This window comes from Hymenobacter persicinus (assembly GCF_004167665.1).
GTDB classification, from domain to species: domain Bacteria; phylum Bacteroidota; class Bacteroidia; order Cytophagales; family Hymenobacteraceae; genus Hymenobacter; species Hymenobacter persicinus.
The window spans coordinates 1-26,209 of the sequence record NZ_SEWE01000059.1 but is presented as its reverse complement, the minus strand read 5'-3'; the positions used below and the strand labels follow the sequence as shown (position 1 = coordinate 26,209).

At 61.4% G+C, this 26,209-nt stretch carries 27 protein-coding genes; 12 read left to right on the top strand and 15 right to left on the bottom strand.

All coding sequences use genetic code 11. The features are described from left to right. The 8 genes from EWM57_RS18980 to EWM57_RS18945 form a co-directional block, all read left to right on the top strand. Window positions 1-1,821, top strand: a 1,821-nt coding sequence (locus tag EWM57_RS18980; RefSeq protein ID WP_129922889.1) for a methyl-accepting chemotaxis protein, incomplete at its 5' end; no start/stop codon positions are given. A 74-nt stretch (window positions 1,822-1,895) separates the two neighbouring features. Continuing rightward, window positions 1,896-2,432 (top strand): chemotaxis protein CheW, encoded by a 537-nt coding sequence (locus tag EWM57_RS18975; RefSeq protein ID WP_129922888.1) that lies wholly within the window; start codon window positions 1,896-1,898, stop codon window positions 2,430-2,432. A 59-nt stretch (window positions 2,433-2,491) separates the two neighbouring features. Further along, window positions 2,492-2,881 carry a response regulator gene (locus tag EWM57_RS18970; protein WP_129922887.1) on the top strand — a complete coding sequence of 130 codons (390 nt, stop codon included), beginning with the start codon at window positions 2,492-2,494 and terminating at the stop codon, window positions 2,879-2,881. Between the two features lie 81 nt (window positions 2,882-2,962). Then, on the top strand, window positions 2,963-4,045 hold the full coding sequence (locus tag EWM57_RS18965) for a chemotaxis protein CheB (protein WP_129922886.1): 1,083 nt from the start codon (window positions 2,963-2,965) through the stop codon (window positions 4,043-4,045). Continuing rightward, complete coding sequence (locus EWM57_RS18960; protein ID WP_129922885.1) at window positions 4,042-5,682, top strand: chemotaxis protein CheA; 1,641 nt, start codon at window positions 4,042-4,044, stop codon at window positions 5,680-5,682. Before EWM57_RS18965 ends, EWM57_RS18960 begins: the two co-directional genes overlap by 4 nt. 63 nt (window positions 5,683-5,745) lie before the next feature. Further along, window positions 5,746-6,381, top strand: coding sequence for a chemotaxis protein CheC (locus EWM57_RS18955; RefSeq protein WP_242510145.1), 636 nt, complete (start codon window positions 5,746-5,748; stop codon window positions 6,379-6,381). Between the two features lie 145 nt (window positions 6,382-6,526). Next, window positions 6,527-7,618, top strand: coding sequence for an agmatinase family protein (locus EWM57_RS18950; RefSeq protein ID WP_129922884.1), 1,092 nt, complete (start codon window positions 6,527-6,529; stop codon window positions 7,616-7,618). A gap of 116 nt (window positions 7,619-7,734) precedes the next feature. Continuing rightward, window positions 7,735-8,070, top strand: a complete 336-nt coding sequence (locus tag EWM57_RS18945; RefSeq protein WP_129922883.1) for a phage holin family protein — start codon at window positions 7,735-7,737, stop codon at window positions 8,068-8,070. A 79-nt stretch (window positions 8,071-8,149) separates the two neighbouring features. Here the strand turns inward: EWM57_RS18945 and EWM57_RS18940 are convergent, their stop codons facing one another. The 4 genes from EWM57_RS18940 to EWM57_RS18925 form a co-directional block, all read right to left on the bottom strand. Next, the gene (locus EWM57_RS18940) at window positions 8,150-9,034 is read right to left on the bottom strand and encodes a DUF4349 domain-containing protein (protein ID WP_129922882.1); all 885 of its coding nucleotides are present in this window, start codon (window positions 9,032-9,034) and stop codon (window positions 8,150-8,152) included. A 137-nt stretch (window positions 9,035-9,171) separates the two neighbouring features. After that, the gene (gene murA, locus EWM57_RS18935) at window positions 9,172-10,476 is read right to left on the bottom strand and encodes a UDP-N-acetylglucosamine 1-carboxyvinyltransferase (RefSeq protein ID WP_129922881.1); all 1,305 of its coding nucleotides are present in this window, start codon (window positions 10,474-10,476) and stop codon (window positions 9,172-9,174) included. Window positions 10,477-10,595: 119 nt separating this feature from the next. Continuing rightward, on the bottom strand, window positions 10,596-11,324 hold the full coding sequence (locus tag EWM57_RS18930) for a DUF4290 domain-containing protein (RefSeq protein ID WP_129922880.1): 729 nt from the start codon (window positions 11,322-11,324) through the stop codon (window positions 10,596-10,598). 173 nt (window positions 11,325-11,497) lie between these two features. Further along, window positions 11,498-13,747 (bottom strand): ATP-dependent helicase, encoded by a 2,250-nt coding sequence (locus EWM57_RS18925; protein ID WP_129922879.1) that lies wholly within the window; start codon window positions 13,745-13,747, stop codon window positions 11,498-11,500. 244 nt (window positions 13,748-13,991) lie between these two features. Here EWM57_RS18925 and EWM57_RS18920 point away from each other — a divergent pair, with 244 nt between their 5' ends. Continuing rightward, on the top strand, window positions 13,992-14,189 hold the full coding sequence (locus EWM57_RS18920; protein ID WP_129922878.1) for a hypothetical protein: 198 nt from the start codon (window positions 13,992-13,994) through the stop codon (window positions 14,187-14,189). Window positions 14,190-14,254: 65 nt separating this feature from the next. Further along, a complete protein-coding gene (locus tag EWM57_RS18915) occupies window positions 14,255-14,833 on the top strand; it encodes a DUF3109 family protein (protein WP_129922877.1) in 579 nt (192 codons plus the stop codon). 135 nt (window positions 14,834-14,968) lie between these two features. Here the strand turns inward: EWM57_RS18915 and EWM57_RS18910 are convergent, their stop codons facing one another. From EWM57_RS18910 to EWM57_RS18860, 11 genes are all read right to left on the bottom strand, one after another. Further along, complete coding sequence (locus EWM57_RS18910) at window positions 14,969-15,334, bottom strand: hypothetical protein (protein WP_129922876.1); 366 nt, start codon at window positions 15,332-15,334, stop codon at window positions 14,969-14,971. 110 nt (window positions 15,335-15,444) lie between these two features. Then, the gene (accC, locus tag EWM57_RS18905) at window positions 15,445-16,788 is read right to left on the bottom strand and encodes an acetyl-CoA carboxylase biotin carboxylase subunit (RefSeq protein WP_129922875.1); all 1,344 of its coding nucleotides are present in this window, start codon (window positions 16,786-16,788) and stop codon (window positions 15,445-15,447) included. Window positions 16,789-16,966: 178 nt separating this feature from the next. Beyond that, entirely contained in the window at window positions 16,967-17,455 is a 489-nt protein-coding gene (accB, locus tag EWM57_RS18900; RefSeq protein ID WP_129922874.1) for an acetyl-CoA carboxylase biotin carboxyl carrier protein, read from the bottom strand. Window positions 17,456-17,486: 31 nt separating this feature from the next. Next, complete coding sequence (efp, locus tag EWM57_RS18895) at window positions 17,487-18,050, bottom strand: elongation factor P (RefSeq protein WP_129922873.1); 564 nt, start codon at window positions 18,048-18,050, stop codon at window positions 17,487-17,489. 196 nt (window positions 18,051-18,246) lie between these two features. After that, window positions 18,247-19,260: a beta-ketoacyl-ACP synthase III gene (locus EWM57_RS18890; RefSeq protein WP_129922872.1), complete on the bottom strand. Its 1,014-nt coding sequence runs from the start codon at window positions 19,258-19,260 to the stop codon at window positions 18,247-18,249. A gap of 53 nt (window positions 19,261-19,313) precedes the next feature. Further along, window positions 19,314-20,255 carry a phosphate acyltransferase PlsX gene (plsX, locus tag EWM57_RS18885; RefSeq protein WP_129922871.1) on the bottom strand — a complete coding sequence of 314 codons (942 nt, stop codon included), beginning with the start codon at window positions 20,253-20,255 and terminating at the stop codon, window positions 19,314-19,316. A gap of 62 nt (window positions 20,256-20,317) precedes the next feature. Beyond that, a complete protein-coding gene (gene rpmF, locus EWM57_RS18880) occupies window positions 20,318-20,542 on the bottom strand; it encodes a 50S ribosomal protein L32 (RefSeq protein WP_129922870.1) in 225 nt (74 codons plus the stop codon). Between the two features lie 52 nt (window positions 20,543-20,594). Then, complete coding sequence (locus tag EWM57_RS18875) at window positions 20,595-21,152, bottom strand: YceD family protein (protein WP_242510144.1); 558 nt, start codon at window positions 21,150-21,152, stop codon at window positions 20,595-20,597. A gap of 53 nt (window positions 21,153-21,205) precedes the next feature. Next, entirely contained in the window at window positions 21,206-21,574 is a 369-nt protein-coding gene (locus EWM57_RS18870) for a helix-turn-helix domain-containing protein (RefSeq protein WP_129922868.1), read from the bottom strand. Between the two features lie 269 nt (window positions 21,575-21,843). Next, complete coding sequence (gene pdxA / locus EWM57_RS18865) at window positions 21,844-22,902, bottom strand: 4-hydroxythreonine-4-phosphate dehydrogenase PdxA (protein ID WP_129922867.1); 1,059 nt, start codon at window positions 22,900-22,902, stop codon at window positions 21,844-21,846. A 163-nt stretch (window positions 22,903-23,065) separates the two neighbouring features. Further along, a complete protein-coding gene (locus tag EWM57_RS18860) occupies window positions 23,066-24,520 on the bottom strand; it encodes a leucyl aminopeptidase family protein (protein ID WP_129922866.1) in 1,455 nt (484 codons plus the stop codon). A gap of 172 nt (window positions 24,521-24,692) precedes the next feature. On the opposite strand from EWM57_RS18860, the gene rsmA reads away from it, so the two are divergent. Beyond that, complete coding sequence (rsmA, locus tag EWM57_RS18855; protein WP_129922865.1) at window positions 24,693-25,523, top strand: 16S rRNA (adenine(1518)-N(6)/adenine(1519)-N(6))-dimethyltransferase RsmA; 831 nt, start codon at window positions 24,693-24,695, stop codon at window positions 25,521-25,523. Window positions 25,524-25,594: 71 nt separating this feature from the next. After that, a partial coding sequence (locus EWM57_RS18850; protein ID WP_129922864.1) for an NAD(P)-dependent oxidoreductase occupies window positions 25,595-26,209 on the top strand: 615 nt, incomplete at its 3' end.

Genomic DNA, 26,209 nt, shown 5'->3' with positions numbered 1-26,209 from the left:
GGCGAAGTAACCCGCGTGGCTCAGGAAGTAGGTACCGAAGGCCGCCTCGGCGGCCAAGCCAACGTGCCCAACGTGAGCGGGGTATGGAAAGATCTGACCGACAACGTAAACACGATGGCCGCCAACCTCACCACGCAGGTGCGGGGCATTGTGAAGGTAGTAACCGGCGTATCGAAAGGTGACCTGACCCAGAAGCTCAAGCTCGAAGCCAAGGGCGAAGTAGCTGAGCTGGCCGACACCATCAACCGCATGGTGGACGACCTGAACCGCCTGGCCCTGGAAGTAAGCCGGGTAGCCAAGGTGGCCGGGGTGGAAGGCAAGCTGACCGAACGCGCCACGGTAGGCGGGGTGTCGGGCTCGTGGAAGGAAATTGTGGATACCCTCAACGACCTGATCGAGTCCATTGCCTCGCCCGTACTCGAAGTATCCCGCGTGGTACGCGCCATTTCGGAAGGGGACTTGACCCAGAAAGTGGAAATCCAGACCGCCGGCGACATTCTGGCCATGTCCAACGCCCTGAACATCGCCGTGGACAACCTCAACGAGCTGCTCGGCGAAATCAACGAGTCCTCGCAGATTGTAGGGGAGTCGTCGGAGGAAATGGCGACCAAGGGCCAGGAAATGAGCCGGGTAACCGTCGACGTGGCTCTGGCCATGCAGCAGATGGCCGAAGGTGCCCAGAACCAAGCTCTCAAGACCGACCAGGCCTTTAAGCTGATTGAAGAAATCATGCAGGCCACGAAGGAAACGGCCGGCAAGGCCGACATCGTGAACAAGTCGGCAATCCTGGGTGAGCAGACTTCCCAGCTCGGTCTGAAAACGGTGGCTGAGGTGGTAAAGAACATGGAAGAAATTTCCAACGCCGCCACCCAGACCTCGCGCACCATCGAAGTACTGAGCACCCGTTCCCAGGAAATCAGCAAGTCGCTGGGCGTTATCACCGACATTGCCTCCCAGACCAACCTGCTGGCTCTGAACGCCGCCATCGAAGCCGCCCGCGCCGGGGAAGCTGGCCGTGGTTTCGCGGTAGTAGCCGAGGAGATTCGCAAGCTTGCTGAGGGCTCGCGCAAGTCGGCCTCGGAAATTGCCACCCTGGTAGAAGACGTTAAGAAGGATACGACTTCGGCCGCTACCGCCATTTCGACCATGGAAGGCCGGGTACTGAAGGGCAAGAACGCCACGTTCGAAGCCTCCAGCGCCTTTAAGAACATTGCTACCTCCAGCGGCGAAACGCTCCGCACCTCCCGCGACATTCTCACGGCCACTGAGGTGCAGAAAACCTCGATTGGCGACGTCGTAAAGTACGTGGAAGAAGTGGTAGCCATTGCCGAGCAGACGGCCTCCGGCACCCAGCAGGTGGCCAGCACGGCCAAGCAGCTGTCCACGTCGATGTCGGAGCTGACTACTTCGAGCCAGAACCTGACCGACATTGCCGACGACCTGCAGGTGGGTCTCTCGGCCTTCCAGCTGATGGAGGACATGCTGCCCGAGCCCGAGCCCGAGCCCGAACGCCGCAGCACCCTGCGCCGCATGAATGCCCAGCGCTCGGCGCCGGCCGCTCCCGCCGCCCCGGAACGCGCCTCCCGGACCAGCGCCAGTGCCGCACCCGCTGCCAAACGGCCCGCGCCCAAGGCGACCAAAGCTGCTTCGCGGCGGTCGGGCGGAGCGGTAACCGACGCGCCTGCGCCCGAAAGCAACGGCAAAACGGCCACGGCTGAGCGCCGGCGTTCCCGGCGTGATGCTGACCAACCGGCCGAAACGCCCGTGGCCAGCAACGGCAAGGCTCCGGCCAAGGGCCGCGCGAAGAGCAAAGCCAAATAATCATCCGCTAACACGTCGGAAAGGAGCCTGGAGCTACAACGCACTCCAGGCTCCCTTTCCTGATACCTTTGGGTATGCCTGAATCAGAATCAACCAGCGAGAAAAAGACAGTCAAACAGGATAAGCTCATTCAGCTTATCGTGTTCCGGCTTGGCGAGGAGGAATACGGTATCCGCATCGAGCAGGTGAAAGAGGTAACCGTGACGCCGGAAGTGGCCCGGATGCCCAAAACCCCCGCTTTCGTGAAGGGCATTGCCAACCTGCGCGGCGACATCATTGCCATCATCGACTTGGAGGAACGCTTCAAACTGCGCTCGGCCAGTGAGCCGGTAACGGGCGTCACGTACACCCTGGCCGTCGAGGCCAAGGACTACACCATCGGCATCGTGGTGCGGGAAGTGCCCCAGCCGCTGTCGATTCCGATTTCCATCATCGAGAAGGCCCCGGAGTTCATTCAGGACATTAACATTCACGACAAATACATCGAAGGAATTGCCAAGGTCGACGAGCGCATCATTATCGTGCTTGATATGCTCAAACTGCTGACCCCGGAGGAAATCATGCAGCTGCAGCCGAAATCAGAATCTTCACCTGCCAAGCCCCGTACATAGGCCTGATTCCGGCACCGTCGCCCCCTTCTTCCTCTTTTCGCTTCATTGAACCAACCCGTATGAAAAACCGCATTCTCATCGTAGACGACTCGTTCTACATGCGCACGATGCTCAAGAATATGCTTACCGATGCCGGCTACGAAGTAGTAGGCGAAGCCGCCAACGGCCAGCAGGCCCTGGAAATGGCTTCCGCTACCAAGCCCGACCTCATCACGCTCGACGTTATTCTGCCCGACAACACGGGCCTCGATGTATTGAAAGGTATCCGTCAGGAGCAGCCGGACGTGAAAGTGGTCATGTGCAGCGCCGTGGGCCAGGAGGTTATTGTGAACGAGGCCCTGGAAAGCGGCGCCACGGCCTACATTGTGAAGCCCTTCTCGGAGGAGAAAGTCCTCGAAATCGTGGGCAGCGCCCTGCAGAACGCCGATTCGGGTTCTACCGAAGCCTAATTTCCGGCCTTTGCCACCCGGTAGGCGCCCAACGTGGGCTGCCGCCTTCTTTGCCTGATTTCAGCGCGTTTTCTCCGTTCAGTGTACGAATTTTCAGCCCCTTTCACCCTGCTACTCGGCGACCTGCCCACTTTGGTGCGCATGGAACTGACCAAGCTGCTGCATGCCGAGCCCGATCTGCGGGTAGTCGGGGCAGCCGCGGGTCCCGACGAGTTGCTGACCCAAGTCCGCCGCCTACGGCCGGGCCTGGTGATAGCCGCCGAAAACCAGTTGCTGGGCTTGGAGCGCCTGGCCCGGCAGCAGCCGGTGCCCGTATTGCTCTACAGCAGCACCACGCCGCTGGCTGGGATGTTGCGCGAGGCTGCCCGCTGGGGAGTGTTCGACTACATCCGGCCGCTACTGAGCCGGGAGCACCCCGGATTTGGCTCGTACCGCCGGGATTTGCTGCGTAAAATCCGCTCCGTGCAAGCGCCGGCCGCGGTGGCCCCGCCCGTTGCTCGACCCCAAACCGTACCGATGCCGCCCAACCGGGTGGTGGTGCTGGGGGGCTCCACGGGCGGCACGACGGCCGTGGAGCGCATCGTCGCGACGTTGGCTCCGGTACCCGGCACCACGATTGTGGTGGCCGTGCACCTGCCGGCTCATTTCACCGATTCCTTCGTAGAGCGGCTGCGGCGGGCGGCGTCCATGCCGGTTATTGCCGGCACGCCGGGCACACTGCTGCAGGCCGGCACCATCGTGGTGGCTCCCGGCGGGCAAAACTCCGTGATTCGGTCGGTAGCGAAGGGTGCTTGGCTGTCGTGGCAGATGGAGCTGGCGCCGGATGCCGGCCCCACCCTCGACGAGCCTTCCATTGACCTACTGATGCGGTCGGCAGCCTGGGCCTTCGGGCGCAATACCACCGGCGTCGTGCTGACTGGCCTGGGTTCCGACGGAACGCTGGGAGCCCAGAGTATTCGGCAGGCTGGGGGCTTGGTCATTGCCCAGGACGAGGCCACATCGGCTGTATTCAGCATGCCCAAGGCCGTCATTGAAGCCGGCGGCGCCACCACCGTGCTGCCCCTTGCCGACATTGCCGAGCACCTCAGCCGGAGCGTTGGCGGCCCCAACCGTCTTCTCTGGTCCGGACCGATTGTATCCTCTTCCCAAGTCGTTGCGCGATGAAGTCAAGGGAGCAGGAATACCGCGAGATTTTCATGGCCGAGGCGTTGGAGTACTACGACGCCATGAGCCGGCACATTAGTGAGCTGGAGAAAGACCCAGCCGACGAAAAAGCCCTTAATGAGCTGTTCCGGCTCATGCACAACCTCAAAGCCAATGCCCGGGCCATGGGCCACTCCGACATCGGCGAGGTGGCGCACCGCATGGAAACCATCTTTGGCCTGATCCGCAGCAAGGAGCGGGCCTTCGAAGGCTCGTTGGTGCCGGTGCTCTTTACGGGCGTCGACACGCTGGGCAGCATGATCCGGGCCGTGGGGGAGGGCGAGAAAACCGCGAATGCCGACCCGTTGCTGGCCAACCTGGAGCGGCTCGTCAACGGCGAGGAGCCGGTGTTTGAGGAAGATCCGGACTTGGCTTCCGACGAGGACGCCACCCGCAAGCTCGAGCTTTCGGACCTGGTGTACATCCAGATCAAAAAGCTTGACCACCTGCTCAATCTGGTCGGGGAGCTTATCATCGACCGGGACCGGATTCTGACCCTGAGCCAGGAAATCGGCAACCCGGCCCTGCAAAGCACCGCCGCCCACCTGTTCCGCATTGCCGACGACCTGCAGTACAGCGTCATGGACGCTCGACTGGTGAACGTGGGCTCGTTGTTCAACAAGTTTCCGCGGGTGGTGCGCGACGTGGCCACGGCCGAGCAGAAAGACGTGGAGCTGGCCATTCTGGGTCAGGACATTCAGATTGACCGCAACATCCTGCAGATTATTACCGACGCGCTGCTGCACCTGGTCCGCAATGCCATTGGCCACGGCCTGGAAACCCCGGAAGTGCGCGTAAAGGCTGGCAAAACTGCTGAGGGCCACCTCACGCTGTCGGCCCAGACCGAGCGCGACGACGTGCTGATTCAGGTTATCGATGACGGTCGGGGTATCGACGTGGAAAGCGTGCGCAAGAAAGCCGTGGAGCGCGGCCTGACGACTGCCGAGGCTGCCCGCAACCTCGATGCAGATGCTGTGCGGGCCTTTCTCTTTGAGCCCGGTTTCTCGATGGCCAAGGAAGTAACCGACATTTCCGGCCGCGGCGTGGGCCTCGACGTGGTGAAGCTGGCCATCGACTCGCTCGGCGGGCAGCTGCGCGTGGATTCGGTGCTGGGGCAGGGCACCACGTTCTCGCTGGTGCTGCCGACTTCCATTGCCGTAAAAGGCGCCTTGCTGTTTGAAATTGCGGACCGCAGCTATGCCATTCCGCTCATGCACACCGATTCGGTGGTCTCGCTCTGGCCCGACGAGATGCACGTTATCGGCGGAGTGCTGCTGGCACGGGTGCTCCACGAAAACATTCCGGTCGTGAATCTGCACGACCTGCTCAACAGTTCCGAAGACGGCGTGCTGCCGACGGCCAATAAAGGCAGTCTGGTGGGCCGTCAGGACATCATCATTGTAAATTACAACAACCGGAAGCTCGGCCTTATCGTTGACCGTTTCCTGCGCCAGCAGGACATTGTTATCAAGCCGATGAGCAAGCCGCTGGATATGATTGACCTGTTTGGTGGCGTCACGCTGCTGGGCAGTGGCCAGGTTTGCCTGGTGCTCGACGTGCCGGCGCTAACTCGACTGTTTCTAGCCAAGCGACCGTAACAAACGTATTGCAGACTTCGGGTGGCTTCATATTAGGCCACCCCACTCAACTGACTGACTCCTATGGATTTGCACATGACGGAACTAGAGCGGGATATCATCCGTGAGATTCTGAACATAGGCTTGGCCCGGGCGGCTGATTCTTTCGCCACCATTGCCCAGGAAAAAGTATTGCTCGAAGTTCCGAATCTGGATATTATGCCCGGTCATAATATGCTCGACAAGGTGCACGAATATTCCGGCACGCACGCCGTGATTCAGTCAGACATCCGCGGGGACTTCAACGGCACCACGCTCATGTTCTTCTCTGGTCAGCACGTGCAGCGCCTCTCGCGAGTCTGCCTGCGCATGTCGGTGCCCGAGTCGGTGCAGATTGACGAGATGCAGGAGTCGCTGCTGCTGGAAATTAGCAACATCATCACCGGCGCCCTGGTCACACAGCTGGCCAACATTCTGAAGGCCAAGATCTACGGCGCACCGCCCGTGGCGCCCCGCGGCGACATTGCCGATTCGCTGAGAAGCCTGATGACGCACGAGGCGATGGTGCAGCCGCTGATTTTCTCGGTTATAACCCAGTTCTCGGACAAGGAAAACTCGGTGGAGCTGCCGCTGATGCTGTTCTTCGACCGCACCACGTTCGAGAAAATCCTGGAAATTATCCGGACCTACGATTTCCTCGGCGGCGCGCAAAACTCCTAGTGCGCTAATTCGTTCAGTGTCTGCAGGCTGTCCTGTCAGGTGCGGCCCCCGTCCCGGCTCATGGCCGGGGGCGCGGCCCGCCTGACAGGACAGTTTTCTATTTTCGCACTTTCCCCGTCTGTTTACCCCGTCAACTCCCGAACATATGCCGCAATCTGCCGCGTCCAGCTTAGAGAAAAAACTCGCTCAATTTGACCCCAACGCCCTCGGCGACGCTGCCGGCGGGGTATATGGGCTGCCCTTCACCGTGGAAGAAGCCCAGGTGGTTATCGTGCCCGTACCCTGGGAAGTAACCGTCTCCTACCGGGCCGGCACCGCCGACGGCCCCGAGGCCATCCGCGACGCTTCGTTGCAAGTAGATCTGTACGACCCGGACCTGCCCGACGCCTGGCGCATGGGCCTGGCCATGGAAGAGTCCGACGAGAAAGTGGCTGCCGAAAGCCGGGAGCTGCGCGTGCTGGCCGCCGACTACATCGGCTGGCTCGAGGCCGGGCAGCCCGCCGCTGATGCCAAGAAGTTTGCCGGGGCTACCGAGAAAATCGGAACCCGCGGCAAAGCCTTGCTGGAATGGTTGCAGCAGAAAGTCGGGGCCTACCTCGACGCCGGTAAGGGCGTAGTCGTGCTGGGCGGTGACCACAGCACCCCATTGGGCTACATGCACGCGCTGGCGGAGCGCCACGAGGAGTTCGGTATCCTGCAGATCGACGCCCACTGCGACCTGCGCCCGGCTTACGAGGGTTTCGAGTACTCGCACGCCTCCATCATGTACAACGCGCTGAAACTGCCCCAGGTGAAGAAGCTCGTGCAGGTCGGCATCCGGGATTTGTGCCAGCAGGAAGCCGAACTGGTGGCCCAGTCGGGCGGCCGGGTGGTCATGTTCCACAACCGGTTTTTGTCGAACGAGCGGTTTGCCAAGAAGTCGTGGAAGAAGGTATGCGGCAAAATCATTGCCCAGTTGCCCCCCAAAGTGTACCTGAGCTTCGACATCGACGGGCTGGACCCCAAGCTCTGTCCCGGCACCGGCACGCCCGTGCCCGGCGGTCTGGAGTTTGAGGAAGCCCTGTATCTGATTCGCTCCATCGTGGAGTCGGGCCGCACCATCATCGGCTGCGACCTGAACGAAGTGGCACCCGGCGACACCGAGTGGAACGCCATTGTGGGCGCCCGGCTGCTGTTTCAGATGGCGCACTGGATGGGCGTGTCGCAGGGCCGGCTCAAGGCCACGGTGGCCGAGTAGGCCCGCGCCTCCAACGCGCACCGGAATTTTGCGTATCGTTGTCCGACCTGCCGCCCGGCGGGTCGGACTTCTTTTTTCTCCCTCTTCCCAACCTTCCCTACCAAACCCTTTCTCCCATGGGCTTCATTCTCAAACTCCTGCTGACCGCCATTCTGACCTTCGTGCTGGCGAAATTTCTGCCCGGCGCCCACCTCGACGGCTTCACCGACGCCATCCTGCTGGTAATTGTGCTGGCCATCCTGAACGCCGTGCTCAAGCCGATCCTGAAAATCCTGGGCTTTCCCATCACCGTGCTGACCCTGGGCCTGTTTCTGCTGGTTATCAACGCCGTTATCGTGCTGCTGGCCGACTACTTCCTCAATGGCTTCGCCGTCGACGGGTTCTTCGCCGCTCTGCTCTTCAGCATTGTACTTTCGTTGGTAACCTCGGTCGTGGATATGGTCATCGATTAGCTTTTCGGTTACTAATTGCACGCAAAAGCCCCCGCCTTCACTAGGCGGGGGCTTTTTTTATTACATCGGTTAGTTGAACTCAGGCAGTGCGGGACCGTTGCTCCCGACGCTGCCGCCAAGCGCGCAGGACCCAGAAGCCCGCCCCGCCCAGCACCACCAGCGGCCAGGCCGTGACGAGCACCAGCACCAGGCCCGTGAGTAGTTCCCAGCCTTGGTAGAAGGCCTGGGTGAACCGGCTGGCAAACGACAGCACCGGCGCGTCGGGCGTGTCCAGTGGAATCACCTGGAAGTAGGTGAGCGTGATGGTGGAATAGCCAACTTGGTCGTTGAGAGTTTTGAGCCGGCTTTCGGTGGCTTCAATGTCGCCGCGCACTTCCCCGATCTGCTGCTCAATTTCTAGGATGTCCGATATCTTTTTGGCTTGGCTAAGCAGGGCCACGTAACGCTGCTCCAGGGCCCGCTTGGTCCGCAGCCGGGCCGAAACGTCGGCGTGCTCAGCCGTCACGTCGTCGGTGCTCAGCGTCTTCGACTCGATGGTGCCCAGGCCATTGAGGCCGGCCAGTAGGGCCGAAAACTGCGCGGGCAAAACCCGAATGGTCATCTTGTGCTCCCATTCTCCGTCCTGCCGGGTTTCAGCCGCATCCGACACGTAGGCGCCGTAGGCCTGGGTGAGGCTGTCGATACGGGCGTTGGCGCGCCCCAGGTCCGAGACTTTCATGCTCACCTCGGCGTGGTAGATCAGCTTGCGCGAAGCGGCCGGAGCGGCTGTCGCGCGGGCCGGGGTAGCGGGGGCAGCCTGCCCGCCGGCATCGGCCGTGGTCAATGCCGCGGGAGCTTCGGCCGGGGCTTTCGGCAGGGAGGCTACTTCCACCGCCGCCTTGTCCTCGGCGGTTGATGTCTGATTCGGGGCACTGCAGGCTACGCAAGCCAGCCCCAGGGACACTATCCACGCGTACATTTTCATAGGAAAAGCAGTAAGAGTGAGAAAAGCAGCTGTTACCCTTGATCAGCAAACCCGCCCCGGGTAACCCGGCCCGGCTGCTTGACCCACAAAAAAGCCCGGCTTGCGGGCCGGGCTTTTTCGTGGGAGGTAGCTAAAATCTACAGGCGGCGGATCTGGGCGCCCAGAGCCTGCAGGCGCTTATCGATGAACTGGTAGCCGCGGTCAATCTGCTCCACGTTCTCAATCACGCTGCGGCCGTCGGCCGAGAGGGCCGCAATGAGCAGGGCCACGCCGGCACGGATGTCGGGGGAAGTCATGGTGATGCCGCGCAGCTTCTGGCGCTGGTCGAGGCCGATAACGGTGGCGCGGTGCGGGTCGCAGAGAATCACCTGGGCGCCCATGTCAATGAGCTTATCCACGAAGAACAGGCGCGACTCGAACATCTTCTGGTGAATCAGCACCGTCCCCTTGGCCTGGGTGGCTACCACCAGTACAATGCTGAGCAAATCGGGGGTGAAGCCCGGCCAGGTGTGGTCCGACACGGTCAGGATGCTGCCGTCGAGGTAGGTGGCAATTTCGTAGTGCTGCTGGGCCGGAATGTGAATGTCGTCGCCGCGGAACTCGAGCTGAATGCCCAGCTTGCGGAAGGTGTCGGGAATAATGCCCAGCTCGGGAATCTGGCAGTCCTTGATGGTGATTTCCGAGCCCGTCATGGCGGCCATGCCGATGAAGGAGCCGATTTCAATCATGTCGGGCAGCATGCGGTGCTCGGTGCCGCCCAACTCCGTGACGCCCTCAATGACGAGCAGGTTGGAGCCGATGCCGCTGATGTTGGCGCCCATGCGCACGAGCATCTTGCAGAGCTGCTGCAGATACGGCTCGCAGGCGGCGTTGTAGATGGTGGTGGTGCCCTGGGCCAGGGCGGCGGCCATCAGAATGTTGGCCGTGCCCGTTACGGAGGCTTCGTCCAGCATCATGTACGTGCCGGTCAGGCCATTTTCCGCCTTGATGCGGTAGAAGTCAGTGCCTTCGAGCGTGAGCTTGCCGCCGAGCTTTTCCAGGCCCAGGAAGTGAGTGTCCATGGGCCGCCGGCCGATTTTGTCGCCGCCGGGCTTGGGCAGCTGGCAGCGGCCGAACCGGCCCAGCATGGGGCCCAGAATCATCACCGACCCGCGCAAAGCACCGGCCTGGGCCACAAACTCAGGCGTGTCGAGGTAGTCGAGGTTTACGGCGTCGGCCTGGAACCGGTAGGTGTCGGAAGCCAGCTTGCCCACTTTCACGCCCATGTCGCGGAGCAGCTCGATGAGCTTGTTCACGTCGCGGATGTCGGGAATATTGCTGATCGTGACGGGTTCGGACGTGAGCAGCACGGCGCAGAGAATCTGCAGGGCTTCGTTTTTAGCGCCTTGCGGCACGATTTCGCCTTTCAGCGGAGCACCGCCGATTACTTCAAATGAGGCCATTGGGTAAGCTGTTGGCTGACCGCCGGGAACGGGCAGCTTTTTGATTTATAGTAAAAAACTGAGCAACAAAAAGCAGCTAAAAAGCCAGGTTTTGCTGCCGATAGCCGCCAAACCGAAAATTACTGCGGGGGCTGCTGGGGCTCTTGGCGGCCCTTTTTGCCGCCGCGGCGCTGCTTGTCGCGGCGGTTGTTGCCACGGCGCATTTCCCGGTCGCCGCGGTCCGACCGGTCGGCGCGGGGCTGGGGCACGATGAAAGCCGCCCGGCCACTAGCGGCAGGAGCAGTGGCCGTGGAGTTGAACTCAAACAATCCTTCGGCATCCACTTTGGCAGGATCTAGCTCCAGCTTACCGCCGGACAGCTCCTTGAGATGCTTGAGAATGGTGACGTCCTTGGCATTTTCCTTCGAGTAGGAGCGGTACAAGAACTTCATAGTGCGCCCGATGGTGATGGTAGCCTGCTCCCGCTCGGCGGGATCTTCCAGCGTCAGGGCCTGGGCAATCATGGTTTCCACGCTGGCGCCGTAGGGCTTGAGCTTAGGGCCTTTGCTGGGGTACGCCACGCGCTGGGGCTCCTTGGCCAGGATGTCGAGCTTGTGCAATTCGAAGGGCGCGTCGATGTCGAGCTCCCCGTCGGCCATTTCGAAGACGTGGTTCCAGACTTTCTGCTGGGAGTCGGGCTGGTCGCGCAGCGAGGAGTTGAGGCGGAAAATGAGCTGCACGATCTGCTGGGCGCGCTTGGTGCGCTCATCCCGGTCGTCGATGGTGCGCAGCTGCTGGATGAGCTCGTAGGTGCTTTGACCGTATTCGCGCAGCAGCAGCTCGTGTTTGAAGGGGGAAGGTAATGCCATTGGAAAAAGGCGAGGCCGCGCTAAAAAACGGCGGTGGAAAGCTTGGGTGAGGCGGCGCGCAGGCACCGACGGGTAGGAGGGACGCCGGGAACAGTGGGCGTGGTCCTGGTACGTAAAAACAGGCTGCCGGGCGAGCCGGCAGCCTTAGAAAAGGACAAGTTACTAGGTTGCGCTTAACTAACGACGCGCAATTTGGCAAAACTCAGCAATAAGGTCTTCTCGCCGACCTCCTCGAACTGAATAATGGCCTTCACTGAGCCGTCCTGCTTTTCGAGCTTGGTGACGGCGCCAAAGCCAAACTTGGGGTGCTCCACGCGCTGCCCGGTCTGCAAATTGCTGGTGTCGGAGGGCTTGAAGTCGGCGGGAGCCACGTACTTGGTGGCCACGGTTTTGCGGGGCGGGGTGGGCAGCAGGTTGCTGCGCCGCTCCACCACGTGGCCGAAGGGGGAGTCGCCGGAGCCGGGGCCGGCAGAAAACTTGAAGTCGACGTACTGGGGGTCAATTTCGTCGAGGAAGCGGCTTTTCTCGCAGGAGCGCAGGTTGCCCCACTGGTAGCGGGAAGTGGCGTAGCTGAGCGTGAGCTTTTTCTCGGCCCGGGTGATGGCCACGTAGAACAGGCGGCGCTCCTCCTCCAGATCGGCCCGGGAGGTTATCATCATCTGCGAGGGAAACAGGTTTTCCTCCATGCCCACGATGTAGACGTTGCGGAATTCCAGGCCCTTGGCCGAGTGAATCGTCATCAGCGTCACTGACTCGCCCTCGTCCTTGGCGTCCTTGAGGTCGGTATCCGTCACCAGGGCAATATCTTGCAGGAAGGCGGCCAGGCTCTTTTCCTCGCGCTCCGGGTCCTCCACGAAGGCCTTGATGCCGTTGAGCAGTTCCTGGATGTTTTCGTAGCGGGAGAGGCCCTCAATGCTCTTGTCGGAGTAGAGCTCCTCAATCATGCCCGAGTTCTTGGCAATGAACTTGGCCGTTTCGAAGGCGTCTTCCTTGCCGGCCAGCACCGCGTAGCTTTTGATCTGCTCGGCGAAGTTCTCAATCGGGTTGGCAATGCGCGCCGTCAGGAACGAGTTGGCGTTGCTGACCACTTCCCAGAGCGTGTGGTTCGACTCCTCGGCCGTGTTGATCAGCTTGCTGATGGTCGTGTCGCCGATGCCGCGCTTGGGGTAGTTGATGACCCGGCGCAGGGCCTGCTCGTCGTTGTGGTTGACGGTCAGGCGCAGGTAGGCCACCAGGTCCTTGATTTCCTTGCGCTGGTAGAACGAGAGGCCGCCAATGATTTTGTACTTGATGTTGAGCTTGCGCAGGGCCTCTTCCATGGCCCGGCTCTGGGCGTTGGTGCGGTAAAGGATGGCGAAGTTCTCGTAGGACAGATGGTGGTTCATCTTGTCCTCGAAGATGGAATTGGCCACCAGCTTGCCTTCCTCGTTGTCGGAAGCGGCCTTCAGGACTTCGATGAGCGTGCCTTCCTCGTTGTCGGAGAAAACGTCCTTGCGCAGCTGGGCCTTGTTGTTCTTAATCACCGAGTTGGCGGCCCGCACGATGTTCTTGGTGGAGCGGTAGTTCTGCTCCAGCTTAAACACCTGCAGCTCGGGGTAGTCCTTCTCGAAGTTGAGAATGTTGGTAATGTCGGCGCCGCGGAAGGCGTAGATGCTCTGCGCGTCGTCGCCGACCACGCAGATGTTGCGCTCCTTGGCCGAGAGCTTGCGCGTAATCAGGTACTGGGAGTAGTTCGTGTCCTGGTACTCGTCCACCATCACGTACCGGAAGATGTTCTGGTACTTGTTGAGCACGTCGACGTGGTCCTTGAAGAGCACGTTGGTGTTGAAGAGCAGGTCGTCGAAGTCCATGGCGCCGGCCTTGAAGCAGCGCTGCTGGTACTGCTGGTAGATGGCCCCGATTTTGGGCCGCAGGGCCGCCTCGTCGTCCTGGCGAATCACTGGGTCCTGCAGGTACTGCTGCACCGAAATCAGCTTGTTCTTGGCCGCCGAAATTCGACCCAGCACCATGTTGGGCTTGTAGAGCTTGTCGTCGAGGTCCATTTCCTTCACGATCTGGCCCAGCAGCGTTTTGCTGTCCTGGGTGTCGTAGATGGTGAAGTGGCGGGGGAAGCCGATTTTGTCGGCCTCGGAGCGCAGGATGCGGGCGAAGATGCTGTGGAAAGTGCCCATCCACACGTTCTTGGCCTCGGGTCCCACGACCTTCTCGATGCGGGCCCGCATTTCCTTGGCGGCCTTATTGGTAAAGGTCAGGGCCAGGATGTTGAACGGGTCGACACCCTGCTCGAGCAGGTTGGCAATGCGGTAGGTAAGCACGCGCGTTTTGCCCGAGCCGGCGCCGGCAATAATCATGCACGGGCCCTCGATCTGCATCACGGCCGCGGCCTGGGAGGGGTTCAGAAGTTTCTGGTAATCTAATGCCATTCGTCAGGTAATATCAGCGCTTCGGCTATGCCGGCAAAGGTACGACTTTCGGGGCCGCAGCCGAAAAGCTACGGCGCCGGACTGCTAAAATCTTTGGTTACTTTGGATTTCATTAGCAACCGTTTTCGCCCAGCATATGGTTTCTTCTACGGGCCTAAGTCTTGATTCTGCGTCGAAGGCGTTTCTGCTAACGGTAGGCTTTTATGCTGCCAGCTTATGCTGCTGCATCGTCTTATCCTGTTTTATGCCGTTGGCCGACATGTGCAATCCGGGGGCCCCGCTCCTGATTGGCGCCCTGTTGCTTGGGCTCGGACTCCTGTGGGGTGCGGCCATGCTGGTACTGTTCCTGCTGGGCAACCGCGGTAGCTTTGTGAAAGGCAGCCTGACTGCGCACCTGATGGTGCTGAGCTTGGTAGCGATAGGCTGGCTGATGATTATTTGATGGTCCTACCTGACAAGTAGGGCGTAAAGAGCGGTATCTTTGCCTTCCGCCTCCCCGCATCTGCCATGATTATCATCCAGAATACCGTCATTTCCGACGACATCCGCGACAATTTCTTCGTCTGCAACCTCGAAGCCTGCAAGGGCGCCTGCTGCGTGGAAGGCGACCTGGGCGCCCCGCTCGAAGACGCCGAGCTGCGGATTCTCGAGCAGGAGTACGCCGCCATCAAGCCCTTTTTGACTGAAGCCGGGCAGCAGGCCATCGAGGCCCAGGGCCTCTACATCAAGGACTGGGAAGGCGACTACAGCACGACCACCATCAACGACCGGGAGTGCGCCTACGCGCTCTACGACGAGCGGGGCATCCTCAAGTGCGGCATTGAGCAGGCCTATTTGGCCGGGGCCACCACGTTCAAAAAGCCCATCAGCTGCCACCTCTATCCGATTCGCATCAGCAAGTACGACGGCTTCGAGGCCCTGAACTACGACCGGTGGAACATCTGCAACCCGGCCTGCTCTTTCGGGGCCAACCTCGGGGTGCGCATCTACCAGTTTCTCAAGGACCCGCTGATTCGCAAGTACGGCGAGGACTGGTACGCAGAGCTGGTCACGGAAATTGAAACCAACAGCCCGCCGCTGACCTAGCCCCCACCAAAAAGGCCGACTTGGCAGTCGGCCTTTTTTTACGTTCGAAAATTCCTGCGTTCGAGTCCCGACGAGGCAAATAACGCGGGGGCTGGTGCGCTGGTCAAGAGTGATATATTCCGGAAACGGGGCGGCTTACTTAATGGTGAAGCGGAAGTTGTAGAAGTACGTGCCGGGGGCGGCCTGGGCCTCAATCCGGTTGAGGCTGCTGGTCAGCAACGCCTGCTGACACTCTTTTTCCTGGGCCGCCGATACGGTGCTGGCCGTTGGCGTAGCCGAGGTGATTTTGCCGGCTTCCGTTACCACAATAGCAAAGCGCACGGCCCCCGACTTCTCATCGAGCAGGGCCGGGGCGGGCAGACGCACAAAGGCCCACCCGGTGTTACCCAGTGCGTAATTCGGGTGCAGAGGAGCTGCCGTGCCCGGTGCGGCCAGCAGCATCGGTTTTTCAGCCGGGCTCGTAGCGGACTGCGCTTTGGCAACCGACAGGGACCCCAGCATCAGCATGGTAAGGAGCAATGGCTTCACCATAAAACGAAATTCAGGGAGCTAAGAAAATAAAAGCTCCCCAACGGCCAGCGTCGGGGAGCTTTCAATGGGGTTCGGCGGCCTTACAGGGTCGAGAAGTCGAACGTCTCCAGGAAAGCGGTGGTGAACACGCCTTCCTTGAATTTCTCGTCGTCCATGAGCTTGAGGTGGAAAGGAATCGTGGTCTTGACGCCTTCTACCACAAACTCGCTCAGCGCGCGCTTCATCTTCACGATGCACTCCTCCCGGGTCTGGGCCACGGTGATGAGCTTGGCAATCATGGAGTCGTAGTTCGGCGGAATCGAGTAGCCCGCGTACACGTGAGTGTCGACGCGCACGCCGTGGCCGCCGGGAATGTGCAGTACGGTGATTTTGCCGGGCGACGGACGGAAGCCGTTGGCGGGGTCCTCGGCGTTGATGCGGCACTCCATGGCGTGCAGCTTGGGGCCGTAGTTATTGCCCGAAATCGGGATGCCCGCCGCCACCTTGATCTGCTCCTTGATCAGGTCGTAATTGATGACTTCCTCGGTCACGGGGTGCTCCACCTGAATGCGGGTGTTCATCTCCATGAAGTAGAAGTCCCGGTTTTTATCGACCAGGAACTCGATGGTACCCACGCCTTCGTAGTTGATGGCGCTGGCCCCGGCCACGGCGGCCGCGCCCATCCGCTCACGCAGCTCCGGCGTCATAAACGGCGACGGGGCTTCTTCTACCAGCTTCTGGTGGCGGCGCTGAATCGAGCAGTCGCGCTCCGAGAGGTGGCACACGCGGCCGTACTGGTCGCCTACAATCTGAACTTCGATGTGGCGGGGCTCCACCACGTACTTTTCCAGGTACATGCCGTCGTTGCCAAACGCCGCCTTCGATTCGGTGCGGGCATCGTCCCAGGCTTTCTGAAACTCTTCGTCGCTGTGAATGATGCGCATGCCGCGCCCACCGCCGCCGGCCGTAGCCTTAATGATGACGGGGTACTTGATTTTGTTGGCGATTTTCTTGCCCTGCTCCACGGACTCGAGCAGCCCGTCGGAGCCCGGCACTACCGGCACGCCGGCTTTGATCATCGTGGCCTTGGCGGTGGCCTTGTCGCCCATCTGATTGATCATCTCGGCGGTGGCCCCGATAAACTTGATGCCGTTTTCCTGGCAGATGCGCGAAAACTCCGCGTTTTCCGACAGAAAGCCGTAGCCGGGGTGAATGGCGTCGGCATTGGTGATTTCGGCGGCCGCAATCAGGGTGGGGATATTCAGGTACGACTGGGCGCTGGCCGGCGGCCCGATGCACACGGCCTCGTCGGCGAAGCGTACGTGCAGGCTTTCCTTGTCGGCCGTCGAGTACACGGCGACCGTCTTGATGCCCATCTCCTTGCAGGTACGAATGATGCGCAGCGCAATTTCGCCCCGGTTGGCAATCAGTATTTTCTTGAACATGGGTTCTTAAAAGCTTGGAAACTGAGGGTCTTGGCGGTGGTGGGGGAGCCAAGCCCGGCAGGTAAAACCACGGGTAGGGGGGAAGCCCTGGGTGAGGGAAAAGGAAAGGGTCTTGCGGACCGAGGGTGGCTTCGCAAAACCACAATCCTCAGTCCCCAAGACCCTCAGATTTCTCCAATTACATCGGCTCAATCAGGAACAGGGCCTGGTCGTACTCCACGGGAGTGGCGTTTTCGACCATCACCTTCACCACGCGGCCCGATGCCTCGGCTTCGATTTCGTTGAACAGCTTCATGGCTTCGATGATGCAAATCACTTGGCCTTTTTCCACCAGGTCGCCTACGTTCACGAACACCGGCGAATCGGGGCTGCTAGAGCGGTAGAACGTGCCAATCATCGGGGCTTTCAGCGCAACGTGGTTGGCGCTGGCCGCGGGGGCAGCGGCGGGAGCAGCCGGAGCGGCGGCGGGAGCCGAGGCGGGCGCGGCCGGAGCCGCGGCGGGGGCTGGAGCGGCGGCAGCCGGAGCGGCCGCAAAGCTGCTGCTCACCACCTTGGTGTTGGGCTCGCGCTGCACCGAGATTTTAAATTCCTCGGTTTCGATGTTGACTTTGTTGAGGCCCGACTTGGCAATGAAGTCGATCAGGTCCTGGAGTTCTTTGGCTTTCATAGAGGCGCTGGGGGTGGGCTTTTGCGGCTGCTTATTTGACTCTTTCGACATAGGAGTAGTCACTGGTCTTGACGCGGATTTTGGTGTCGGTATCAATGAACAGCGGCACCTGAATCCGGGCGCCGGTTTCCACCGTGGCCGGCTTGAGCGTGTTGGTAGCCGTGTCGCCCTTCAGGCCGGGCTCGGTGTAGGTCACCACCAGCTCCACGGTAGTCGGCAGCTCGGCCGTGAGGGGCTGCTCGGTTTCGGCGTGAAACAGGATGGTGGCTTCCTGGCCTTCCTTCATCAGGTCGGCGAAGGGCACCATGGCTTCCGGCAACGACACCTGCTCGAAGGTGGCGTTGTCCATGAACGTGTAGCCGTAGTCGTCCTTGTAGAGGAACTGGTGGGGGCGCTGCTCCACGCGGGCCGTGGTGACTTTCACGCCGGCGTTGAACGTGTTGTCGAGCACCTTACCGGTTTTGATGTTGCGGAGCTTGGTGCGCACGAAGGCGGGGCCCTTGCCCGGTTTTACGTGCTGGAATTCCGTAATGACGTACAGGTCATTGTTGTACTCAAGTACCAGTCCGTTGCGAAAGTCTGCGGTGGTGGCCATGTGGTGGGAGGGAATTTAAAATTGAGCATCAAAAACCAGGAACTACTCGTGGCAAGGGTGAGGCGGCGCACCACCCGGCTTACCCGTTTTGTTTCAGACTTTTGATTGTTGCTTTAAAAAAAGAGCCGACCCGGAAAGTGGCGGGGCGGCTCGTCGGGAGTACAAGTATAGGAGTTTTCCGCGTTTAGCCCGTGGGTCAGACGGATTGCGGGTCTGGTTTGGGGTCGTAGGCCCACTTCAGGAAGATGGAACCCCAAGTGAAACCACCACCAAACGCCGCCAGCACCAGGTTGTCGCCCTTGCGGAGCTTCGACTCGTAATCCGACAGGCACAGCGGAATCGTGGCGTTGGTCGTGTTGCCGTAGCGCTGGATGTTGAGCATCACCTTTTCCGGTCCCACGCCCATGCGGTTGGCCGTGGCGTCGATGATGCGCTTGTTGGCCTGGTGGGGCACCAGGAAAGCCACATCGTCGTTGGTGAGGTGGTTGCGCTCCATCACCTGGGCGGCCACGTTGGCCATGTTGGTGACGGCGAACTTAAACACGGTGGCGCCTTCCTGGTAGAGGAAATGCTCCCGGTTGGCCACCGTTTCGGCTGTCGGCGGGCGGCGGCTGCCGCCGGATTTCTGGTAGAGGTACTGTTCGCCGGTGCCGTCGGTGCGCAGCACCTGGTCGAGCAGGCCGTAGCCGTCGGTGTTGGGCTCGAGCAAAATGCAGCCCGCGCCGTCGCCGAAAATGATGCAGTTGGCGCGGTCGGTGTAGTCCACAATGGACGACATCTTATCGGCACCCACCACGATGACTTTGCGGTACATGCCGCTCTGAATGTACTGAGCGCCGGTGGCCAGGGCAAACAGGAAGCCCGAGCAGGCCGCCTGCATGTCGAAGCTAAAGGCATTGGAAGCGCCCACGCCGGCCGAAATGATGTTGGCCGTGGCTGGAAACACCATGTCGGGCGTGGTGGTGGCGCAGATAATCAGGTCGATGTCGGTGGGGCTCACGCCGGTTTTGTCCAGCAACTGCTGCACGGCCTTGATGCCCATGACCGAAGTGCCCTGGTTTTCACCTTTCAGAATCCGGCGCTCCTTGATGCCGGTACGGGTGACAATCCACTCGTCGGTGGTGTCCACCATCTTTTCCAGTTCGGCATTGGTCAGCACGTAGTCGGGCACGTAGGAGCCCACTCCGGTAACGGCGGCAGTGATTTTCATTGAGACGCGCAAAAGCCAAAGTCAGCCCGCGACAAACGCAAGCTGACTCGGGACTAGGACTTGAAAGTAGATTTTATCTGATCCGCAATGCCGGATTCGGCCATTTGGTAGCCCTGCAGCAGCATGTTGCAGATGGCCAGCGGCGTGCTCACCCCGTGGCCGATGATGGCGTTGTCGTTGATGCCCAGAATGGGGCTGCCGCCAATGGCTTCGTAGTTGAACTTGTCGAAAAACGGGTCGTGGATCTGCTTGGCGTCGAGGATGTCGTAAATCGACTCGGCCATTTTCAGCAGGGTGTTACCCGTCGAGCCGTCGCAGACGATGACATCGGCCTTGTCGTTGAACAGGTCGCGGCCCTCGATATTGCCAATGAAGTGAATGTGGGGGTTCACTTTCAGCAGCTGATGGGCGGCCTGCGTAACAGCCGTGCCTTTGCCTTCCTCTTCGCCCAGGCTCATCAGGCCGACCTTGGGCCGGTCGATGCCGAGCACGTATTGGGCGTAGAGGGAGCCCAGCTCGCCGAACTGCTCCAGCATTTCGGGCTTGCATTCGGCGTTGGCGCCCACGTCGAGCAGAATGCCGAACCCGCCGGCCAGCTTCGGGGTGAAGTTGGCAATGGCCGGACGCATAACGCCCGAAACGGGTTTGACGCTAAACATGGCACCCACGAGCATGGCGCCCGTGTTGCCGGCGGAGCAGAATGCTTCCACTTCGCCGGCGTGCAGCATGCGGTAGCCCACGGCAATACTCGAATCCTGCTTCTGCTGGTAGGCTTTGGCCGGATGCTCACCCATCTCGATGATCTGGGAAGCGTGCACAAACTCCAGGCTGGCGGCCGCGGCCCCATGCTGCTCGAGCATGGGGCGCACGGCTTCTTCCTGGCCGATGAGCACAATCTGAGCTTTGCCGGCCAGCTTTGCCGCGGCCAGCACCGCGCCGTCGACGGCAGCCTGAGGAGCGAAATCACCCCCCATTGCGTCCAGGGCTATCTTCATGTACGAGGTATCAAGAGGTACGGAGTCGGGAAGACGGGCCGGGACAGCCGGCCTGGCGGAGCTTATTCTTCGTCGGAAGCAGGAGCAGCCGCGGCAGCAACGGGAGCGTAGTCCTTGATGGCTACTTTGCCGTGCAGGTACAGGTCGCCGTCCACTACGTAGGCCTTGTGACGCAGGTGCAGCTCACCGGTGTTCGAGCAGATGGTTACTGCCTTCGGGGTCAGCTGGTGGTGGGTGCGACGTTTGTCGCGGCGGGTTTTGGAGGTCCGGCGTTTAGGATGTGCCATGAGTCAAAAAAAGGTAAATGTTGAGTGTTGAAAAGTAAATAGAGCCGCGTGCCTAGTTCAGGTTGCGCAGGGCGGCCCAGCGGGGGTCGCCGGCCTCGTCGTCATCGTCATCGTCGCCGGGCTGGCGGGTGGTGAAGATGAGCTTGCTGTCGGCGTCGGGGTTTTCGTCGGGCTCGTTCTGGAAGCGCGGGTGCAGCTTCTTCATCGGCAGGGCCAGCCCGATGTAGTCGAACAGGTGCTGGGCAATGGGCAGGGTCTGGGTCTCGGGCGTGATTTGCAGCACGTTGTCGTCGAGCTCCACTTCCCGGTCGCCAAAGCGCACGAGCAACTGCTCCCGGATGTCGAGGGGTTGGTCAAACTCATCCAGGCTCCGGTCGCAGATGAGGCGCACGGTGCCGGTGATGTGAAAGTCCAGGGTGATGAGGCGGTCGGTTTTGTCCAGCGTCACGTCGGCGTGGAGGGTGCCGTCCTGCACCAGATTCTGCTCAAACTGGGCGAAGAAGTCGCGCCCCAGCTCAAACGCAAAGTGGTGCGTTTTGTGGGCCAGCTTGGCAATTGCCAAATCGTATTGCGAGTCCTTTTTCACGGTTGAGTCTATAGCAGGGGGCAAAAGTAGTACGTTTTCCCCGTTTTTGAAAAGTCAGTGCCTACGTGGGCGGCAGGCTAGGCGTTTTTGAGAATGAAGTCGGACGGGATGCCGAGCCGCTCGTAGAGGCGTTTGGCCAGGTCGAGCGTGACGCGCCGCTTGCCGCTCAGAATCTGGGAGAGGCGGCCGGCGGGAACTTCGAGCAGCTGGGCCAGCTCTTTTTGCTTGAGGCGCATCTGCTGCCGCTTGAGCTCAATCATTTCGGCCAGCGAGGTTGGTAGCGTCGGAATTGGCAGCAGGCCCAGCTGGCCTTCGTAGGCGTCGAGGGCCACAATCAGCTCCCGAAACTCGGCTTCCAGCGCCGCATTGCCCTCCACGCCGGCAGCGGCCAGCGCATCGAGGCGGCGCAGGGCAGTACGGTAGTCGGCGGGCGTTTGAAGCGTCATGCGAGCAAGGTGAACAAGCCAATGCCGCGGGCTTTCCCACGCATTGCGACTACAAAGCTACGGACCGAGTTTTGAAACCGCAAACAAAGTTTCGTTTTTGGAAAGAAGATACGCAGAAACGAAATTATGCTAATACAGTTTATGTGCCTTGTTAGTAACGGGTTAAACCGCAATCTGCGCGCAAGCAGGCCGCCGAAAAAAAAGTCAATTGCCCACCCCAAATGCAATTTGAAGCGGGCAATTAGCAGGGTTACAAGGATACTTCGACTCTACTCGTGCCGGCCGCCGCGCGGGGGCGGACCCGGAATGAGAGGCTTGATGCCGGCGTACTTGTTGCGTTGCTGCACCAGGTCGCAGGCCATGTACAAGGCTTCGCGGAACGACGTTTCGTCGGCCTTGAACTGCCCGGCCAGGCTGTAGGCCGTGCCGTGGTCGGGGGAGGTGCGGATGACGGGCAGGCCGGCCGTGAAGTTGACGCCCCGCTCAAAGGCCAGGGTCTTGAACGGAATCAGGCCCTGGTCGTGGTAGAGAGCTAGCGTGGCGTCGAACTTGCGGAACTGCCCGGTACCGAAGTAGCCGTCGGCGGGGAAAGTGCCATACACGAGGTGGCCTTCCTGCAGAAACTGCTGGATTACGGGGTTGACGAGCTCTTTCTCCTCGGTGCCCAGCAGGCCGTTTTCGCCGGCGTGGGGGTTGAGGCCCAGCACGGCTACCCGGGGCTTATCGATACCGAAGTCCTGCTTCAACGACTTCAGCAGGATGCGCAGCTTGGCCGTGAGCAGCTCCCGGGTCAGCTTGGCGGGTACCTCTTTGAGGGCTATGTGGCCGGTGGCGGTGGCCACCCGCAGCTCCTCGCTGGCCAGCAGCATCAAACTCTCGGGGGCGCCGAAAAAACTGGTCAGGAACTCGGTGTGGCCGGGGTAGCGGAAGTCGTCGGCCTGGGTGTTTTCCTTGCTGATGGGCGCCGTGACCAGCGCGTCGAGCAAGCCGTCCTTCAGGTCGCGGGCGGCGGCCAAGAGCGAAAGCCGGGCGGCGCGGCCCGAAGCCTCGCTGGGCTGGCCGGGGGTGAGCGTGAAGTCTTCTTCCCAGCAAGTAACGGCGTTGGGCTTGCCGGCGGCAATGTCGGCCGCGGCGCGCACCTGGCGGAAGGTGAGGGGCTCAGCCTGCTGGTCGGCGGGAAAATCATCGAACAGCGCGGTGGCCGTGCCATACACGACGGGCGTGCAGTACTTGAGCAGGCGGCTGTCGAGCAGGGTTTTATAAATGATTTCCGGCCCGATGCCGGCCAGGTCGCCGACTGAAATACCGAGGCGGGGCAGATTACTCATGGGGTGGTGGTTGGATGGTACTCGGGGTTAGGTATCAGAGCGTCATGCTAAGCAACGCGACGCATTTCGCCGGCAGGGCCAGAGCAAATGGCTGAACAAGAGAATTCAGCAGCGCAACGCCAGCCCGCGAGATGCTTCGGCTGCGCTCAGCAGGACGCGCTGCTTATTTCTGGTTGACCAGGAAGTCGTAGAGCAGCCGCACGCTGGTGCCGGTGCCGCCCTTGCCGCGGTAAGAGTCGGGGGCGGTGAGGTAGGCCGGGCCGGCAATGTCGAGGTGAATCCAGGGGTAGCCTTCGGTGAACCGCTCCAGGAACTTGCCGGCCGAAATAGCGCCGGCCTCGCCCTTGCCCAGGTTGTTGATGTCGGCAATGTCGGACTTGATGTGGTCGGCGTACTCATCCCAGAGCGGAAACTCCACCACCCGCTCGTGCACGCGCTGACCGGCCTGCTTGAGGGCCAGCATCTGCTCGTCGTCGGCGGTGCCCATGCCCACGATGCCTTCCTTGCCGATGGCGCGGGCCGCGGCGCCGGTGAGCGTGGCAATGTCGAAGACCAGTTCCGGCTCGTACTTCTTGGCAAAAGCCAGGGCATCGGCCAGAATCAGGCGGCCCTCGGCGTCGGTGTTGAGCACTTCCACGGTCAGGCCGCTGTACATCGTGAGCACGTCGCCGGGGGCGTAGGCCATGCCGCCGGGGCGGTTGTCGGTGGCGGGCACCAGGCCGATAACGTGGACCGGCATCTTGTTTTTGGCCAGCGCATACAGCACGCCCGTCACGGCCGCCCCGCCCGACATGTCGCACTTCATGATGTCCATCGAGCCGGGCGTGGGCTTCAAGCTCAGGCCGCCAGTGTCGAAGACCACGCCCTTGCCCACCAGCACGGAGGGTTTGGAGTTGCGGGCATTGTCGGGCTTCCACTCCATGATGGTAAACGTGGGCGGCTCGGGGCTGCCCATATTCACGGCCAGCAGGCCGCCCATGCGCAGGGCCTCGATGCGAACCAGGTCAAAGATTTCGGTCTGGTAGCCGGCCGCGTCGCCGGCCTCGGCCATGCGCTCCGCAAACTGGGTGGCGTTGAGCTTATTGAGCGGGGCGTTGATCAGGTCCCGGGCCAGGCACACGCCCTGGAGCAGGTTGTCGAGCTGCTGCACGGCTTCGGCCGCGGCGCCGCCGACCAGCACCACCCGGGTCAGGGCGGCGGGTTTTTTCGATTTCTCGTCGGTTTTGTAGCCCTCAAACTCGTAAGAAGTCAGGTACAGCCCCTCGGCCAGGGCCAGGGCCAGCGCGCCGTCGGGGCTGTCGGACAGATCCTGCACGTAGAGTTCTGCCACTTTATCAGCCTTCACCTGGGCGTGGAGTTGGTGGCCGCTTTTGCGCATGGCTTCGGCAATCAGCTGGGCCGAGCCCTTGGCGCTGGCCACCACGAAGTAGTGCCGGTGCGAGTAATGATTCACCGTAATGAGCTTGGAATCAGCGGCGAGCTGGTCGGCCACGTACTGGCGGGCGGCTTCGTGCAGGTCGGCTACGGCGGCTGGCAACTCCTGAGCGCCGGCGGGCAGCAGGAAGACGGAATCGGCCTGGGCGGGCAGGGCGGCGGCGGTGGCTAGTTGAATCGGCATAGACGGACGTATCTTTGGGGCCATTTAGGCCGCGCAAGGTAGGCGTTTTTTTAAAGGAGCCGGAAGCCGGCCGGCGGAGAGGGAAGCGGGCCAGGGCCGAGCTTCCCAGATTTGCCGGCCGCTACCCGGCCCACCTGCCCGCCGCCCGGCTCCACTTTCCCAGCTTCCGCCCATGGACCACGTCAGCCCCAAAAAACACCTCGGTCAGCACTTTCTGGCCGAGCCCGATATTGCCCGCCGCATCGTGGAAGCCCTGCGCCTGCCCGACGGCGTGACCCAGGTGCTGGAAATCGGGCCCGGCATGGGCGTGCTCACCGGCGACCTGCTCCAGCACCCCGAGTACACGACCACCGTCATCGAAATTGACCGGGAGTCGGTGGCCTACTTGGAGCGCAACTTCCCGGACCTGCACGGCCGCATCCTCTCTGCCGACTTTCTCAAGCAGGACCTGGGGCAGCTGTTCAACAATGAGCCGCTGAGCATCATCGGCAATTTCCCCTACAACATCTCCACCCAGATTTTCTTCAAGGTGCTCGACCACCGCCAGCAGGTGCGCGAGGTGGTGGGCATGCTGCAAAAGGAAGTGGCCGAGCGCATGGCCGAGGGGCCGGGCTCCAAGGTTTATGGTATCCTGAGCGTGCTGCTGCAGGCTTACTACACCGTGGAGCTGCTGTTTCTGGTACCGCCCCACGTGTTTATTCCGCCGCCCAAGGTGCAGTCGGCAGTGCTGCGGCTGCGGCGCAACGACACCGAAAAGCTCGACTGCGACGAGAAGCTGTTTTTCAAGGTGGTGAAGCAGGCCTTTGCCACCCGCCGCAAAACGCTCCGCAACGCCGTGAAACCCTTCGGCATGAGCGCCGAAGTCACCACCGACCCCATCTTCAACAAGCGCGCCGAGCAGCTGGGCGTGGCCGACTTCGTGTGGCTGACCAACTACGTGGAAAAGCACCGGGCCGGTGGCACCGCGGACTTCGAGCCAGTAGTGGACGAACCCCAGGAGTAGAGGCTAAGTGAGCCGACCACTCAGAAAAAGTGGTTGGCGCCGTGTCATTCTTTAGTATTGCCTGAATAGCTATGTCACTCTGCCTGGTCATCGATGAAATGCATCCCTCGCTGCCCGAACTGCTCGAGCCGCTCGGCGTGACGCTGCACTACCGCCCCGACCTGACGGCCGCCGAAGTACCCGCTGCCCTGGCCGCCCAGCCCTACGACGGGCTGGTGGTACGCTCCAAGCTGCGCATCACGGCGGCGCTGCTGGCCCACGGCCCGCACCTGCGTTACGTGGCCCGGGCCGGGGCCGGCGTCGATAACATTGATGAGGAGGCCCTGGCCGCGGCGGGCGTGACTTTGCTCAACGCCCCGGAAGGCAACCGGGACGCGGTGGGGGAGTACGCCGTGGGGCTGCTGCTGGCCCTGTTTCGCAACGTGGCCCGCGCCGACCACGAGGTGCGCTCCGGCTCCTGGCGGCGCGAGGCCAACCGGGGGGAGGAAATCGGGGGCAAAACCATCGGGCTGCTGGGCTACGGCCACATGGGCCGCTCCTTTGCCCGCCGCCTCAGTGCTTTCGGCTGCACCGTGCTGGCCCACGACGCCGATCCGGCCGTGGGCGGCGACGGCAACGCCGTGCTGGTGCCCCTGCAAGAGCTGCGGGCCCGGGCCGAAGTGCTCAGCCTGCACATTCCCTACTCA

Coding starts and splice junctions, on each gene's coding strand:
- EWM57_RS18970 (WP_129922887.1), top strand. CDS start 2,492: ATGAAAAACCGCATTCTCATCGTAGACGACTCGTTCTACATGCGCACG.
- EWM57_RS18975 (WP_129922888.1), top strand. CDS start 1,896: ATGCCTGAATCAGAATCAACCAGCGAGAAAAAGACAGTCAAACAGGAT.
- EWM57_RS18915 (WP_129922877.1), top strand. CDS start 14,255: ATGATTATCATCCAGAATACCGTCATTTCCGACGACATCCGCGACAAT.
- EWM57_RS18945 (WP_129922883.1), top strand. CDS start 7,735: ATGGGCTTCATTCTCAAACTCCTGCTGACCGCCATTCTGACCTTCGTG.
- EWM57_RS18860 (WP_129922866.1), bottom strand. CDS start 24,520: ATGCCGATTCAACTAGCCACCGCCGCCGCCCTGCCCGCCCAGGCCGAT.
- EWM57_RS18925 (WP_129922879.1), bottom strand. CDS start 13,747: ATGGCATTAGATTACCAGAAACTTCTGAACCCCTCCCAGGCCGCGGCC.
- EWM57_RS18890 (WP_129922872.1), bottom strand. CDS start 19,260: ATGAAAATCACTGCCGCCGTTACCGGAGTGGGCTCCTACGTGCCCGAC.
- EWM57_RS18920 (WP_129922878.1), top strand. CDS start 13,992: ATGCCGTTGGCCGACATGTGCAATCCGGGGGCCCCGCTCCTGATTGGC.
- murA (WP_129922881.1), bottom strand. CDS start 10,476: ATGGCCTCATTTGAAGTAATCGGCGGTGCTCCGCTGAAAGGCGAAATC.
- EWM57_RS18950 (WP_129922884.1), top strand. CDS start 6,527: ATGCCGCAATCTGCCGCGTCCAGCTTAGAGAAAAAACTCGCTCAATTT.
- rpmF (WP_129922870.1), bottom strand. CDS start 20,542: ATGGCACATCCTAAACGCCGGACCTCCAAAACCCGCCGCGACAAACGT.
- pdxA (WP_129922867.1), bottom strand. CDS start 22,902: ATGAGTAATCTGCCCCGCCTCGGTATTTCAGTCGGCGACCTGGCCGGC.
- EWM57_RS18930 (WP_129922880.1), bottom strand. CDS start 11,324: ATGGCATTACCTTCCCCCTTCAAACACGAGCTGCTGCTGCGCGAATAC.
- efp (WP_129922873.1), bottom strand. CDS start 18,050: ATGGCCACCACCGCAGACTTTCGCAACGGACTGGTACTTGAGTACAAC.
- accC (WP_129922875.1), bottom strand. CDS start 16,788: ATGTTCAAGAAAATACTGATTGCCAACCGGGGCGAAATTGCGCTGCGC.
- EWM57_RS18960 (WP_129922885.1), top strand. CDS start 4,042: ATGAAGTCAAGGGAGCAGGAATACCGCGAGATTTTCATGGCCGAGGCG.
- EWM57_RS18955 (WP_242510145.1), top strand. CDS start 5,746: ATGGATTTGCACATGACGGAACTAGAGCGGGATATCATCCGTGAGATT.
- EWM57_RS18870 (WP_129922868.1), bottom strand. CDS start 21,574: ATGACGCTTCAAACGCCCGCCGACTACCGTACTGCCCTGCGCCGCCTC.
- EWM57_RS18910 (WP_129922876.1), bottom strand. CDS start 15,334: ATGCTGGGGTCCCTGTCGGTTGCCAAAGCGCAGTCCGCTACGAGCCCG.
- plsX (WP_129922871.1), bottom strand. CDS start 20,255: ATGAAGATAGCCCTGGACGCAATGGGGGGTGATTTCGCTCCTCAGGCT.
- rsmA (WP_129922865.1), top strand. CDS start 24,693: ATGGACCACGTCAGCCCCAAAAAACACCTCGGTCAGCACTTTCTGGCC.
- accB (WP_129922874.1), bottom strand. CDS start 17,455: ATGAAAGCCAAAGAACTCCAGGACCTGATCGACTTCATTGCCAAGTCG.
- EWM57_RS18940 (WP_129922882.1), bottom strand. CDS start 9,034: ATGAAAATGTACGCGTGGATAGTGTCCCTGGGGCTGGCTTGCGTAGCC.